The sequence below is a fragment of the Vreelandella titanicae genome, assembly GCF_014697095.1.
Lineage (GTDB): Bacteria > Pseudomonadota > Gammaproteobacteria > Pseudomonadales > Halomonadaceae > Vreelandella > Vreelandella titanicae.
Genome location: NZ_CP059082.1, coordinates 1,774,644 through 1,787,893 on the forward strand (window position 1 = coordinate 1,774,644; position 13,250 = coordinate 1,787,893).

At 55.0% G+C, this 13,250-nt stretch carries 12 protein-coding genes; all 12 read left to right on the forward strand.

Going from position 1 to position 13,250, the window contains the following annotated elements; all coding sequences use genetic code 11:
• Positions 1–28: 28 nt before the first annotated feature.
• The gene (locus HZS52_RS08250) at positions 29–1,978 is read left to right on the forward strand and encodes a TRAP transporter permease (protein ID WP_223828092.1); all 1,950 of its coding nucleotides are present in this window, start codon (positions 29–31) and stop codon (positions 1,976–1,978) included.
• 40 nt (positions 1,979–2,018) lie between these two features.
• Complete coding sequence (locus tag HZS52_RS08255) at positions 2,019–4,115, forward strand: 3-hydroxyacyl-CoA dehydrogenase NAD-binding domain-containing protein (RefSeq protein WP_223828093.1); 2,097 nt, start codon at positions 2,019–2,021, stop codon at positions 4,113–4,115.
• Positions 4,115–5,317, forward strand: a complete 1,203-nt coding sequence (gene pcaF, locus HZS52_RS08260; protein ID WP_159177435.1) for a 3-oxoadipyl-CoA thiolase — start codon at positions 4,115–4,117, stop codon at positions 5,315–5,317. Before HZS52_RS08255 ends, pcaF begins: the two co-directional genes overlap by 1 nt.
• Positions 5,318–5,360: 43 nt before the next feature.
• A complete protein-coding gene (locus HZS52_RS08265) occupies positions 5,361–6,122 on the forward strand; it encodes an enoyl-CoA hydratase-related protein (protein WP_159177434.1) in 762 nt (253 codons plus the stop codon).
• Positions 6,122–6,916 (forward strand): alpha/beta fold hydrolase, encoded by a 795-nt coding sequence (locus tag HZS52_RS08270; protein WP_159177433.1) that lies wholly within the window; start codon positions 6,122–6,124, stop codon positions 6,914–6,916. The genes HZS52_RS08265 and HZS52_RS08270 overlap by 1 nt, the downstream gene beginning before the upstream one ends.
• A complete protein-coding gene (locus HZS52_RS08275) occupies positions 6,913–7,566 on the forward strand; it encodes a glutathione S-transferase family protein (protein ID WP_201304244.1) in 654 nt (217 codons plus the stop codon). The genes HZS52_RS08270 and HZS52_RS08275 overlap by 4 nt, the downstream gene beginning before the upstream one ends.
• Positions 7,567–7,578: 12 nt before the next feature.
• Complete coding sequence (locus HZS52_RS08280) at positions 7,579–8,772, forward strand: CaiB/BaiF CoA transferase family protein (RefSeq protein WP_190374533.1); 1,194 nt, start codon at positions 7,579–7,581, stop codon at positions 8,770–8,772.
• A complete protein-coding gene (locus HZS52_RS08285; RefSeq protein WP_159177431.1) occupies positions 8,769–9,377 on the forward strand; it encodes a carboxymuconolactone decarboxylase family protein in 609 nt (202 codons plus the stop codon). Before HZS52_RS08280 ends, HZS52_RS08285 begins: the two co-directional genes overlap by 4 nt.
• 84 nt (positions 9,378–9,461) lie before the next feature.
• A complete protein-coding gene (locus HZS52_RS08290) occupies positions 9,462–11,048 on the forward strand; it encodes a DUF6351 family protein (protein ID WP_190374534.1) in 1,587 nt (528 codons plus the stop codon).
• Between the two features lie 60 nt (positions 11,049–11,108).
• Positions 11,109–11,714, forward strand: a complete 606-nt coding sequence (locus HZS52_RS08295; RefSeq protein ID WP_159177429.1) for a flavin reductase family protein — start codon at positions 11,109–11,111, stop codon at positions 11,712–11,714.
• 282 nt (positions 11,715–11,996) lie between these two features.
• Positions 11,997–12,743, forward strand: a complete 747-nt coding sequence (locus tag HZS52_RS08300; RefSeq protein ID WP_190374535.1) for a GntR family transcriptional regulator — start codon at positions 11,997–11,999, stop codon at positions 12,741–12,743.
• 49 nt (positions 12,744–12,792) lie between these two features.
• Positions 12,793–13,248, forward strand: coding sequence for a nucleotide triphosphate diphosphatase NUDT15 (locus HZS52_RS08305; protein ID WP_190374536.1), 456 nt, complete (start codon positions 12,793–12,795; stop codon positions 13,246–13,248).
• Positions 13,249–13,250: the final 2 nt, after the last annotated feature.

Consider the following 13,250-nt stretch of genomic DNA (forward strand, 5'->3'; position numbering starts at 1 on the left):
GGATGCTAGCTTCAGGAATTTAAACGCTATGACGCAACTATCTGAAAAACCAGCTAACAATATGGTCACGGCACAACATAAAGTGGCGCGGGGAGTAGTGCTCAGCCTTGGTCTGATAGGCATACTTCTCAATATTGATCGTTTATTTAATACCCAAATGTTTGTCGGCTTTGTAATGCTGGATACCTCCTACTTCTATCTGTTGTTGGGGATTTTTCTTGCATTGGTCTTTCAGGTATATCCGTTGGGAGCGGGGAGGGCGAGTGCCGCGATTGATTGGAGCCTGACGCTTACCACGCTAATCGCCGCCGGGTATTTGGCGTGGAGCGGTGAGCGTATCCTGATGGAAGGCTGGGATATTATCGCGCCTCCGCTGGCTCAGGCCATTGCCGGATTACTGTGTTTACTCGTGCTTGAGGCATTGCGTCGGACCGGTGGCCTAGTGCTGTTGGCTATCTGCTTTGTGTTTTTCGTCTATCCGTTATTTTCCGAGAAAATGCCAGGCTTTCTGTGGGGGCCTTCTACAGATTTATCCGGCCTAGTCATGATGCATGCATTAGGTACAGAGAGCATCATTGGCGTACCCATGAGGGTAGTCGCTGGGCTGTTGATCGGCTTTTTGGTGTTTGGCTCTGCGCTGGTCGTGACCGGTGGTGGAGAGTTCTTTATGAATTTTGCCTCGGCGTTACTAGGCCGAACCCGTGGTGGTCCCTCCAAAGTTGCCATCCTTTCCAGTGGCTTTTTTGGATCGCTTTCGGGCAGCGTGATTTCCAACGTAGTGACTACGGGGCAAATGACGATTCCTACCATGAAGCGGGTTGGCTACCCAGCGCGTTACGCTGCGGCCATTGAGGCCTGCGCCTCCACTGGAGGAGCGCTAATGCCACCGGTCATGGGCACGGTGGCATTCATCATGGCCGAAAATCTCAACGTCTCTTATGCCACCGTTATGGTTGCTGCGATTGTACCGGCAGTACTCTTCTACCTCGCCTTGCTATTGCAGGCAGACTGCTATGCTGCACGCAACCAGCTCGCTGGTCAGGATGAAGCAGAGATTCCCAAGGTCGGTGCAGTTCTCAAGTCTGGCTGGCATTTTCTGCTATCGCTGGTTGTTCTGGTTTACTTGATTGTTAGCACTGGTATTGAAGCTCAGGCACCCTATTACGCCGCTGCGATGCTGTTTTTGACCAGCATTATAAAGGGTTGGGTAACCGGCAAAGATCGCATCACGCTGACTCACTTCAGCGCCCTGTTGGAAGACAGTATTCGTAATATCGCCAATATCGTCGGCATCCTTGCGGGTATCGGTTTAATTGTCGGCGCGTTGTCTTATACCGGCGTAGGTGGTGCTTTTTCCGGCGGATTGGTACAGCTGGCAGGCGATAGCACTGTCTTGCTTTTGATACTGGGTGCTCTGGCATCCTTCATACTGGGTATGGGGATGACCGTCAGTGCCTGCTACATCTTCCTGGCCATTGTATTAGGGCCTGCATTGACAGATGTCGGATTAGACCCAGTGGCCGCGCACCTGTTCATTCTCTACTGGGGCATGCTGTCTTACATCACGCCTCCCGTCGCTCTGGCTGCTTTTGCCGCCTCAGTAATCGCCAAATCAGAAGGAATGCGCACCGGCTTTCTCGCTATGCGTCTGGGTGCCATTAATTTTGTATTGCCTTTTCTTTTTGTGCTGAACCCCACCCTTGTTCTGCGTGGGGATATGGGCGACATCATTCATAACGTTGGCACGGCGTTAATTGCCGTTTGGTTAATGGCATGCAGTGCTGAAGGTTGGCTGCACGGCGTAGGGCGTCTTTCAGTACTTTCGCGGATATTGCTCTGTCTCGCGGCAATCGGCTTAGTGATGCCGGGATACATCACGGATGCTGGCGCTTTCGTGGTGCTAATGGGCGTCGCCATGACTACTCGTATGTTGCATAAGCGAAACCCTTCGGAAGCGTTGAAATCGGTCAATCAATGAAAGACGACTTTTCTCACATACCGCAACGGAGGAGTATCTAATGCCGCATACGTCATTACAGACTGCACCAATGCTGGATAAAGTTTCATTTAGCGTGGAAGGCGATGTCGCCATCATCCGTATCAATAATCCACCGGTTAATGCTGGCTCGCATGCGGTGCGCTCAGGCTTGATTAAAGCTCTAGCCCAGACGGCAAACCATACGCTGGCAGGTGTCGTGATTATCGGTGAGGGGCGTAGCTTCATTGCTGGTTCCGACTTGAAAGAATTCGGTAAGCCGCTTGGTCCGCCGGAACTGCCGGATGTCATCACCGCCATCGAAACACTGGAGTTGCCGGTTGTGGCGGCACTCCATGGGGTCGCGCTTGGTGGGGGGCTAGAGTTGGCGCTTGGCTGTGATTATCGCATCGCGTCTGTAGGTACCAAGCTGGGGCTTCCGGAAGTCTCGCTGGGTATGGTGCCCGGCGCTGGCGGCACGCAGCGCCTGCCGCGACTGATCGGGCGAAGCCGCGCTATGGAAATGATCTGCGGTGCGCAGAGAATTGAAGCCGATGAAGCCCTGGCGCTGGGGCTAATCGATGCCTTAGCCGAAGAGGATCTGCTGGCTACGGCGAAACAGTGGCTGAAAGCTGAGCTTCGCACCAAACGTCTGGCCAAAGCGATTCGGGTACCTGAAGAGTCCGCCGAACGGCTCAGCACTAGTGCTGAGCGTGCTCTTAAGCGCGGCAAGCACCGTCCAAATATTGCTGAGGCCATCCGCTTGGTGGAAAGTACCGCTGATGGTGGTGTTGATAAAACGCTTGCCGAAGAACGTCGCGTTTTCCAACAGCTGCGATTGAGCGACGACGCCTTCGCGCTGCGTTATCTGTTTTTCGCTGAGCGGCGGGCGGCTGCCGTCGACGGTCTTGATAGTACGCTAGCCCGCAATGTTTCCGGCGTGGGGGTTGTGGGCGGGGGCACCATGGGCCAAGGCATCGCATTGGCGTTTCTGGCCAAGCAGCATCACGTCGTGATTGCCGAGCGTGATGCAGAGGTCTTGGGTGCGGCGCTGAACCGCCTGCGTGACACTCTTCAGCGCCAAGTCGATAAGGGCCGGCTTAACAACGCCCAGCGCGATGAGCAGTTGGCGCGTCTATCTGGTGTGACGGAACTGGATGCCATGGCGGATTGCGATCTTGTCATCGAGGCAGTGTTTGAAGATCTGGATGCCAAGAGAATGGTGCTCAACGCACTTGAAACCGTGCTACCGGCCGAGACTTTGATCGCGACCAACACGTCCTACCTTGATATTGATGCTATGGCGCAGACGCTCGATCACCCGCAGCGACTATTGGGGCTTCACTTTTTCAGTCCAGCTAACGTCATGCCGCTGCTGGAAATTGTGCGAGCTAACGCAACGGCAGATTGGGCTTTGGCCTCTGCTTTGAAGCTGGCACGGCGGTTGGGCAAGCAGCCCGTCGTCTCGCGAGTTGCTGAAGGTTTTATCGGCAATCGTATCTACGCCGCCTATCGCCGCCGAGCTGAATTGTTAGTGCTTGATGGTGCGCGCCCTGAAGATGTTGATACGGCAGTAGAAGCGTTCGGTTTCGCCATGGGCCCGTTTGCGGTTTCCGACATGTCTGGGCTGGATATTGCCTGGGCCATGCGTAAACGCCAAGCCGCTGATCGAGATCCCTCAGCTCGCTATGTGACCATTGCTGATCGTCTTTGCGAAGCAGGCCGCCTAGGGCGCAAGACCGGTAAAGGCTGGTACGACTATAGCGATGGCCGGGGCAAGCCGGATCCTATGGTCACTAACATCATTGACGAAGCACGCCGAGAGGCGGGGGTTACTCCCACAACCTTCGACAGCGAAATGATCCAGCGGCAACTGCTGGCGGCAATGGTCAACGAAGCGGCCTGCCTTTTAGAAGAGGACGTTGCCCAGCGCCCCTCCGATATCGATGTCACGCTGGCCAACGGTTACGGATTTCCACGCTGGCGCGGTGGGCCTCTGTATTGGGCCAGCCGACAGCCAAGCGATGCGCTGGCTATCGATTTCGATAAATTGGCGGCGGGTATCGGCCACGAATATCGTGCGGGCCCGGTACGCGCAGTGCTCGAGTCACTTAAGGCAGAAACAGAGGAGAGCACCTGATGCAGGATGTCTTTATTTGCGATTACATTCGAACACCGATTGGCCGCTACGGCGGTGCACTGTCGTCGATTCGAACAGACGATCTGGCGGCTCTACCGTTAAAGGCCTTGATGTCACGTTATTCATCAATGGATTGGGGCTCGCTGGGTGATGTCATCTACGGGTGTGCCAATCAAGCTGGCGAAGATAACCGTTCGGTGGCACGCATGGCGCTGTTGTTAGCGGGGCTGCCGGAGAGCGTATCGGGTACCACCATCAATCGGCTCTGTGGCTCTGGAATGGATGCCGTACTCGCAGGGTACCGCCAGATTGCCTTAGGCGAGAGCGATTTGGCTATTGCCGGGGGCGTAGAGAGCATGAGCCGTGCGCCATTCGTGATGCCTAAAGCGATGTCACCATTTTCACGTCAGGCCTCAATTGAAGATACCACCATCGGTTGGCGTTTCATTAACCCACTGATGCAGAAGCGTTTCGGTACTGATGCCATGCCGGAAACGGCCGAGAACGTGGCGGCGGACTTCGCCATCTCACGTGCAGATCAAGATGCTTTTGCCCTACGCAGTCAACAGCGTACGGCGGTCGCGATGCGTGAAGGCTGGCATGCCAACGAGATCATTCCAGTAAGCGTACCGCAGCGCAAGGGTGACCCGCTGATTATCGACTCCGATGAGCATCCTCGGCAAACCTCAATCGAAAAACTGGCGGCATTGTCGACGCCCTTTCGCAGCGATGGCAGCGTCACCGCTGGTAATGCCTCCGGCGTTAACGATGGTGCCGCGGCGCTGGTGTTGGCCAGTGAAGCCGGTATCGCGCGTCACGGTTTAAAGCCACTGGCGCGAATCGTTGGCGGTGCTACCGCTGGCGTACCACCCCGCATCATGGGTATGGGGCCTGCGCCAGCGACGGAAAAATTATGCGAACGATTGAAACTAACGCCCCGTGATTTCGATGTCATCGAACTCAACGAAGCCTTTGCTAGCCAGGCGCTGGCCGTACTGCGTCGATTAGGCCTGCCCGACGATGCGGAGCACGTTAATGCATACGGCGGTGCGATTGCGCTGGGTCACCCGCTGGGCATGTCCGGAGCACGGATCACCGGAACCGCAGCACGCAGACTGGCGGAAAATGGCGGAAAGAGAGCGCTGGCTACGATGTGTATTGGGGTCGGTCAGGGAATTTCAATCGCGCTCGAAGCGGTTTGAGCTTTTTAAATCAGCCAATAATTTTGACGAATAGGAATACCGCATGGGACTGGATATTGCGTTTAACAACGGTGTGGCCGAAATCACCATCAATTGCCCGCCTGTCAACGCTATTACGCTGGATATATATCAGCAGATCGGTGAAGCCTTTGAGGTCGCTGAAACTTGGCAAAATATCCACTGTATCGTTTTCACCGGCGCGGGTACTCGCGCTTTCTGCGCAGGCTTGGATCTCAACGAGTTTCTCGCTGCCACGATTGAAGAAGATCCGGCGCGAGCACGGATCGTACGTCGCTGCTTTGCCTCGATTCGCGAGGCAGCCATCCCAACGATTGCAGCAGTGAACGGGCCAGCACTAGGGGCTGGAACGGTACTGGCATCAGTTTGTGACATTCGCATTGCCGCTGAAACGGCTCGCTTCGGAATGCCGGAAATCAATGTAGGGCGCTGTGGTGGTGCGGCACACATGGGTCGGCATCTTCCGCAAGGAATGTTGCGGAAGATGTTCTTCACTGGCGAGCCGATTGATGCCCAGGAAGCCTGGCGTTTGGGTTTCGTACAAGAGGTTACGTCGCCAGAAGACCTGATGGAAACCGCCCGTGCTTTGGCAATGAAAATCGCCGCCAAAGCGCCTCTTGGGCTGCGTTATGGCAAGCAGGCGCTCAATCAGATCGAATTTCTGCCCGTGGATGAAGGGTATGCCATCGAACAACGCTTCAGCACTCTATTGATGGCGACCGAAGATGCCCGCGAAGCGACACGCTCGGTTGTTGAAAAACGCAAACCGGAATTCAGGGGGCGCTAATGCTAACGGCAAATATCAACGGTACACAGCTTGCTTACCAGGTTGAAGAAGTTTCACCCGACGCCCCTTGGATCGTATTCGGTAACTCCCTAGTGACCAATTTGTCCGTTTGGGGAGCCCAGGCAGAAGCCTTAAGGGGTCACTGCAACGTGCTGCGCTACGATCAGCGCGGGCATGGTGATTCGGCATTATCGCCAGTACCTGTCGATTTTAATCTGTTGGGAAGCGATCTGCTGAGGCTGCTTGACCAATGCGGTATCCAACGTTGTGTTTACGTTGGGTTATCCATGGGGGTTCCGACTGGCTTGGCAGCTTATAGCGAGGCGCCGGAACGTTTTGAAGCACTGGTCTTTATGGACGGGCAGGCGAGCTCGGCACCCAATGCGATTGAGACTTGGGGTGAGCGTATCGACTTCGCCCAAGAAAAAGGAATGTTGAATTTCGCTCAAGCAACGGCACAGCGCTGGCTAACGCCTGATAGTCACGCTGAACGACTGGGCCCGCTTGAACGCATGATTTCAGCGACGCCACTGGAAGGATTTGTTGCTGGCGCGACAGCCCTCCAGAAGTATGACTATGCCGAGGTAATTAAGCAGATCGATTGCCCCGTGCAATGCATCGCCGGTGCTGAGGACGGCAAAATGCCGGAGAACTTGCGTGGCTTGGCCGCTCAACTGGAAGGCGCGGATTTTGAGGCTATTGATAATGCCGGTCATGTTCCTTGTTTCGAACAGCCAGCGGCGGTCAATCGTGTGCTGACTGGCTTTCTACAGCGTGTGGGAGCTTGGCAATGAGCATGAAGCTGCATTGGTCGCCGCGCTCGCCATTCGTGCGCAAGGTGATGATCGTTTTGGATGAAGCAGGCCTTGATGAGCAGGTCGAGCGGGTGCGCTCGGTCGTCGCCATGGCCTCTCCGCCTAATCCGGATGTGTTGTCAGACAATCCGTTAGCGAAAATTCCTACGCTGGTCACCGAGCAGGGCATGGCGCTGTTCGATAGTCGAGTCATCTGTGAGTATCTCGATCATCAGTCACACGCAGGACTCTTTCCTGACGCCATGGATGTGCGTATCCAACAGTTGCGCTGGCAGGCATTGGCCGATGGGTTGACCGATATTCTGCTGCTTTGGCGCAACGAGCTACACCGAGATGGCGGTCCATGGCAGGTTGTCTGCGATGGCTACGAGACCAAGGTAAAAGCGACGATGGCGCAACTCGACCAAGAAGCCAAGGCGCTGAGTGCAACGGGCTTTGGTATTGGCCATGTGGCACTGGTCTGCGCCTTGGGTCAGCTTGACTTCCGGTGGTCTGGCAGTGGTTGGGAGCAGCGTTTTCCGGCCCTGTTTACGGTGTATCAGGATCTTTGTCAGCGCCCATCTGTCGCGGCTCACCCTATCGTTGACGATGCTCCCGCGGGAGATGACGTCAGCGTTCTGCAATTTTAATAGGAGTTCGATATGTCAGGACCGCTTTCACATATTCGCGTGCTTGATCTGAGCCGCATCATGGCAGGCCCATGGGCCGGACAGATTCTTGCCGACCTGGGGGCTGAAGTCATCAAGGTCGAGCGCGCCGGGGTAGGCGATGATACGCGTCGCTGGGGCCCTCCCTTTCTGAAGTCTGAGTCCGGGGAAGAAACTCAGGAGTCCGGCTACTATCTGTCGGTAAATCGCGGCAAAAAATCTGTCGAGGTGGATATCACGTCTGAGACTGGCCAGGCAAATATTCGTGAACTCGCCCGCACCTCGGACATTTTACTCGAGAACTTCAAGGTGGGAACGTTGGAGCGTTATGGCTTGGGCGCTGAGCAGCTGCACGAGGTCAACCCCGATCTGATCTACTGCTCTATTACCGGTTTTGGCCAGGATGGCCCCAGGGCCAATGATGTCGCTTACGATTTCATGATCCAGGCGATGGGCGGGCTTATGAGTGTCACCGGCGTGCCAGATGGCGAGCCGGGCGAGGGGCCGCAGAAAGTCGGTGTGCCAATCGTCGACATCATGACCGGGATGTACAGCGTCATTTCGGTACTGGCAGCGCTAGCTAATCGCAGTCAGAACGGGGGAGGAGAGCAGGTCGATATCGCCATGCTCGACGTCGCCACAGCGATGCTGGCGAACCAGGCGATGAACCACCTAGTATCTGGCAACACGCCAACCCGCAAGGGGAATAAACATCCCAATATTCAGCCGCAGGATGTATTTCCGGTACGCGATGGTTATCTCGTGTTGGCGGTTGGCAACGACGAGCAGTTCGTGCGCTTCGCCAAGGCTATCGGTAAGCCCGAACTCTCGGAAGACCCACGCTATGCCACCAATGCAGAGCGTGTGAATAACCTTGATGCGCTGCATCCTTTGATCAGTGAGCGTCTTCGCGAGAAGGATCTAGCGGATTGGCTGGCCGCGTTTCAGGAGCTCAAGGTTCCCTGCGGCCCGATTAATACGGTGCCGATGGTGCTGGACGAGCCACAAATCAAGCACCGCCAGATGCTGCGCTATCTACCTCATCCGCTGGCTGGCAAAGTGCCTCAAGTGGTCTCTCCCATGCGTTTCAAGGCATCACCTTTATCGTTTGATAACGCGCCACCTCTGCTGGGCGAACACAATGATGAAATTCTGAAGCCGCTTGGTATTGGTAAGGAGAATAAATGAACGGTGCTAAACGAATAAGCTTTCCGACACCGGAAACGATGACCGAAGCTCAGCTTGAAGTTTATGAACAAATCGTCTCTGGCCCGCGTCGTACGCTGGTCGGGCCGCTTCGAGCTGCGCTGCATAATCCAGTCCTGGCAGATCGCTGGCAACGATTGGGTCAGGTGCTGCGTTTCGAAACCTCGATCCCGACGCATCTGAACGAGTTGGCCATCTTAGTAACCGCTCGCCGCTGGAACAGCGAATTGGAGTGGGCGATACACGCCGGCGATGCAGATCGCGCGGGCTTATCCTCTGAGATCGCCGCCGCTATCCGTACCTGCTCGTTGCCCGATTTTGGCGAGGACGACGCGGCGCGGGAGATCTACGAATTTTCTCGCCAAGTCCTGCAGCAGGGCGACATCGAGGACGATGTCTATCAGGCCATCGTCGTGCGCTGGGGAGAGGTGGGGGCTGTCGAGTTGACCGCAGTAATTGGCTATTACTCGATGGTTGCGATGACACTGAACGTGCATCGCATTCCTTTACCAGACGGCGTCACCGCATCGCTGCCCGGCTCACCGATGACGCTGGCACAAATGCCGGCAGCAGATACAGCTGTTTAACGTTTTAAAGTCGCAGTGTCAGTGAGGCGCGGCTTTGAGCATCTAGCCAACCGAGATATTCTGAGCAGCGAGCAGGAGGTCATAATGAAGTGCACGACACGCTGGGTGCTGTCGACGTCGACCGTCTGTGTCGCGATGTTGCCGCAAATTGCAGTGGCGAATTCTGATGCCTGCGCCAGTTTGGTTGTTCAGTCCACTGACCGGTTGGAGATCGTTGCGACGACCTGGGTTGAGGCTGGAGCCGACCATGACACCAATGCCGATCTACCCGCTTACTGCAGAGTCGATAGAATTATAGACGCTCATCTCGGTGCAGGAGACCGCCCGCTCGGCCAAAAATTTGACCTGCGGATGCCGGATAATTGGAACGGTCGGTTCTACTTTCAAGGTGGCGGGGGGCTCGACGGGCGAGTTCGCCCTGCTATCGGCAGCGGGCAGCCTGACGGGAACACGCCTGCTTTGGCCGAAGGTTACACGGTTATCTCAACCAATGCGGGCCACGACTATCCAGACGGTTCCTTCGGATTCGACACGGAAGCACGAGAGGTCTGGGGTTACCGAGCGATTGAGGATGTGACCCTGGCCGGCAAATCGCTGGTCAGCGCGTATTTTGGCGAGGATCCGCATCATTCTTATCTTGTCGGCTGCTCGAACGGCGGACGGCAAGGCATGATGGCCAGCCAGCGCTATCCGGACCTATACGACGGCATTGTCGCGGGTGCTCCGGTCTTCCGTCTGAGTCGATCCCATATCGACACAGCCTGGGGGCTCCAGAACCTCACGGCGATCGCGCCCGAGAATGATGACGGCGACCCTATTCTTGCCCGAGCTTATAGCGACGCCAATCTTGCGCTGCTGTCGGATGACATCCTCGCAGCCTGCGACGGGCTTGACGGGCTCGAGGACGGACTGGTCTCGGACGTAGGGCAGTGTGACTACGATCCTGCCCGCCTACAATGTAACGGCGACAAGAACGAGAGTTGTCTTTCAACGGATCAAGTGCGGGTGATGCAGACCATCCATTCTGGCTCCCACGATAGCGCAGGCCATGCGTGGTACGTGCCATGGCCCTTTGACCCGGGTATCGCCGATGAAGGCTGGCGCAGATGGCGTCTTGGTGATTCCGAAACGAAAGAGCCCAATGCGATCAAGGCGGGTCTCAGCAACAACGGGATTAAACACGTCTTCATCACGCCGGCCGATGGCGATTTTGACATCCAGAATTTTGACTTTGATACCGATCCCCTGAGGATGGAGGCCTCTGCCGACTTTGCTGACGCCGTGTCTGCCGACTTGTCAGCCTTTCGCGATAGGGGAGGCAAGATCCTGATATATCATGGCGCGAGCGATCCAGCCACATCAGCCTTCGACACAGCACGCTACTACGATAAATTGACGCAAGAGTCGGGTGGGCTCGCAGCCACGACAGACTTCGCAAGGCTGTTCTTGGTTCCCAGTATGGGGCATTGCCGGGGCGGCACAGGTCTCGATGAGTTCGATGCACTGGCCGCCATCGTTGCCTGGGTTGAGGAAAATGACGCCCCCGAAACCTTGACGGCTAGTAGCACCGAGATGCCAAGCATAACGTGGCCTCTCTGCCCCTATCCGACCACTGCCTTTTATGATGGCTCAGGTAATACTAATAGCGCAGGCAGCTTTTCCTGCACATGAACCGGTCGGATCGGCTGGTTCTGCCGCCGATCTGACTAAGCGAAAGGGAACATAGATACGATGTTCTACGACCCTCGTACCGAATCCCACGGATTGCCCCACAACCCTTGGCTTGCCCTGATCGTGCCTCGGCCAATTGGTTGGGTTTCGACCTTATCGGTGGACGGCACGCCCAACCTTGCGCCCTACAGCTGCTTCAATGCGATTTCTTCGAAGCCACCTTTCGTCATGTTTTCGTCCGATAGCCCCAAAGACAGCGCGACCAATGCTGAGAAAACAGGCGTCTTTTGTATCAACATCGCCACCTATGCGTTGCGTGAGGCGATGAATCAAAGTGCAGCCGCCTACCCATCAGAGGTCGATGAATTTGAAGCTTCAGGCCTCACCGCCGAGCCCTGTCGAAACATTCCTTGCGTCCGGGTCAAAGAGTCCCCAGTGAGTATCGAATGTCGCCTGTCACAACTGATTACCTTGACGCCCTCGACCGGCGAGCAGTGCACCAACCGTGTTGTTATCGGCGAGGTGATCGGTATTCATATAGACGAGTCGATTCTGCGTGAAGGGCTTGTCGATGTAGAGCTCTTACGACCACTTGGCCGGATGGGTTATCGCGAATATACAGTTCCACCGCGCTCTTTTGAGATGCTGCGGCCCGTACTGGATTAAGTCTCGGCATCAGGCGCATCCAAAACGCGAACCCTAAATGAGCACGCATGAGCAATTATGAAAGTCTTATCTTGAATGTGGCAGATTATATTTCCACTATTACCATCAAACGCCCGCCAATGGACGGAAACAGATCTGCCTATCGCGAGTGACCATTTGTTTGAATTTTCTAACGGTTGATGATGTAGAGCCAGATCAAATAATCTTCCATCCTGATCATGAGTCTATAGAATAGCTTTATAGATGATAATTTGCTCATAACGCTGATGGGAGACATTTGTCATGCAGAAGTCTGGAAGCACAGCTGAGCTTTTGGGTAAAAGTGCAGTGGCTCGTTATATACAGTTAGCAGGATTGTTTCGACGCCTAATTGTAGCCGGCGAGTGGCGAGTTGGAAGTCAAATTCCTACGGTTGCGGAGCTCTCCAGTGAGTATCAAGTCGCGAATATGACCATTCGACAAGCTTTAACCCAGCTGGAAAGAGAAGGGCTGATTGAGCGCTTTCGAGCCAAAGGTACTTTTGTCCGCAAGCGCCCTGGGCAGGATCTTTGGTGTGAAGTACAGACAGACTGGAACGGTATGTTGATGTCGCGTGCAAACGCAAAAATTTCCGTTTTGTCTGATCAACATGGGACAACGCTTGATCAATCGCTACTTGAGTACGGTAGTGTTGCGCCTGCTTATAGGCACTTAAGGCGACTGCATACTCGGGAAGAAACTCCCTTTTTGATTGCCGATGTCTACATCGATGAAAGGCTACGCTCATTAATTCCAGAGGAGAGGTACACCACAACGACAGCGATGCGCTTAGTATCGGAACTGCCAGGCGTAAAAATTGTTGATGCACGACAGATTCTGTCTATTGGGGAGGCGGACCCAGAAACAGCATCATATTTAGAGATTTCATTGGGCGCTCCTATTGCGGTTGTTCAGCGCTTGGCAATCGATGATCAGGGTGTTCTGATTTTGGTGGCTAATGGACTTTATCGTGGAGATAAGGTGCGTATTGATATGAAATTACTCAAATAAAAAAACAACATCAAGAAAGTGGCCTCGCTAATCTGAAAAGGAGCGAATGATGGACAGTATCGGACAGCCTATTATCGGTGTTGGCGCTATTCTTGTCCGGCCTGACGGATCAGTACTGCTTGGGTACCGCGATAAGCTCGGTGAATCGCCAAGCTGGTGCTTACCAGGTGGCCATGTTGATGCGGGGGAGTCATTTGAGATGGCTGCTGTTCGCGAAATTGCAGAAGAAACGGGGATTTCCGAGCTGCAACGTGTGAAGATACTGGCGATAACCCAACACCTGAGTAGCTCAGTCTCTACAGTTACCGGTGCAGTGTTAGTTACGGTGAAGCAGGATGCCGAAGCAGCATTGCTTGAGCCAGAGGTGTTTACTCAATGGCGCTGGTTTAGCTCCGGCGCTCTTCCCTCGCCGTTATTCGCGGCAAGTCAGGCGGTATTGTCATATTGGCTTGGCGATGAGTCGCCAAGCGGCTGGGAGACATATCCTATCGCTCAAGCAGAGTGAGT

Coding starts and splice junctions, on each gene's coding strand:
- HZS52_RS08255 (WP_223828093.1), top strand. CDS start 2,019: ATGCCGCATACGTCATTACAGACTGCACCAATGCTGGATAAAGTTTCA.
- HZS52_RS08280 (WP_190374533.1), top strand. CDS start 7,579: ATGTCAGGACCGCTTTCACATATTCGCGTGCTTGATCTGAGCCGCATC.
- HZS52_RS08290 (WP_190374534.1), top strand. CDS start 9,462: ATGAAGTGCACGACACGCTGGGTGCTGTCGACGTCGACCGTCTGTGTC.
- HZS52_RS08270 (WP_159177433.1), top strand. CDS start 6,122: ATGCTAACGGCAAATATCAACGGTACACAGCTTGCTTACCAGGTTGAA.
- HZS52_RS08295 (WP_159177429.1), top strand. CDS start 11,109: ATGTTCTACGACCCTCGTACCGAATCCCACGGATTGCCCCACAACCCT.
- HZS52_RS08285 (WP_159177431.1), top strand. CDS start 8,769: ATGAACGGTGCTAAACGAATAAGCTTTCCGACACCGGAAACGATGACC.
- HZS52_RS08275 (WP_201304244.1), top strand. CDS start 6,913: ATGAGCATGAAGCTGCATTGGTCGCCGCGCTCGCCATTCGTGCGCAAG.
- HZS52_RS08305 (WP_190374536.1), top strand. CDS start 12,793: ATGGACAGTATCGGACAGCCTATTATCGGTGTTGGCGCTATTCTTGTC.
- HZS52_RS08250 (WP_223828092.1), top strand. CDS start 29: ATGACGCAACTATCTGAAAAACCAGCTAACAATATGGTCACGGCACAA.
- pcaF (WP_159177435.1), top strand. CDS start 4,115: ATGCAGGATGTCTTTATTTGCGATTACATTCGAACACCGATTGGCCGC.
- HZS52_RS08265 (WP_159177434.1), top strand. CDS start 5,361: ATGGGACTGGATATTGCGTTTAACAACGGTGTGGCCGAAATCACCATC.
- HZS52_RS08300 (WP_190374535.1), top strand. CDS start 11,997: ATGCAGAAGTCTGGAAGCACAGCTGAGCTTTTGGGTAAAAGTGCAGTG.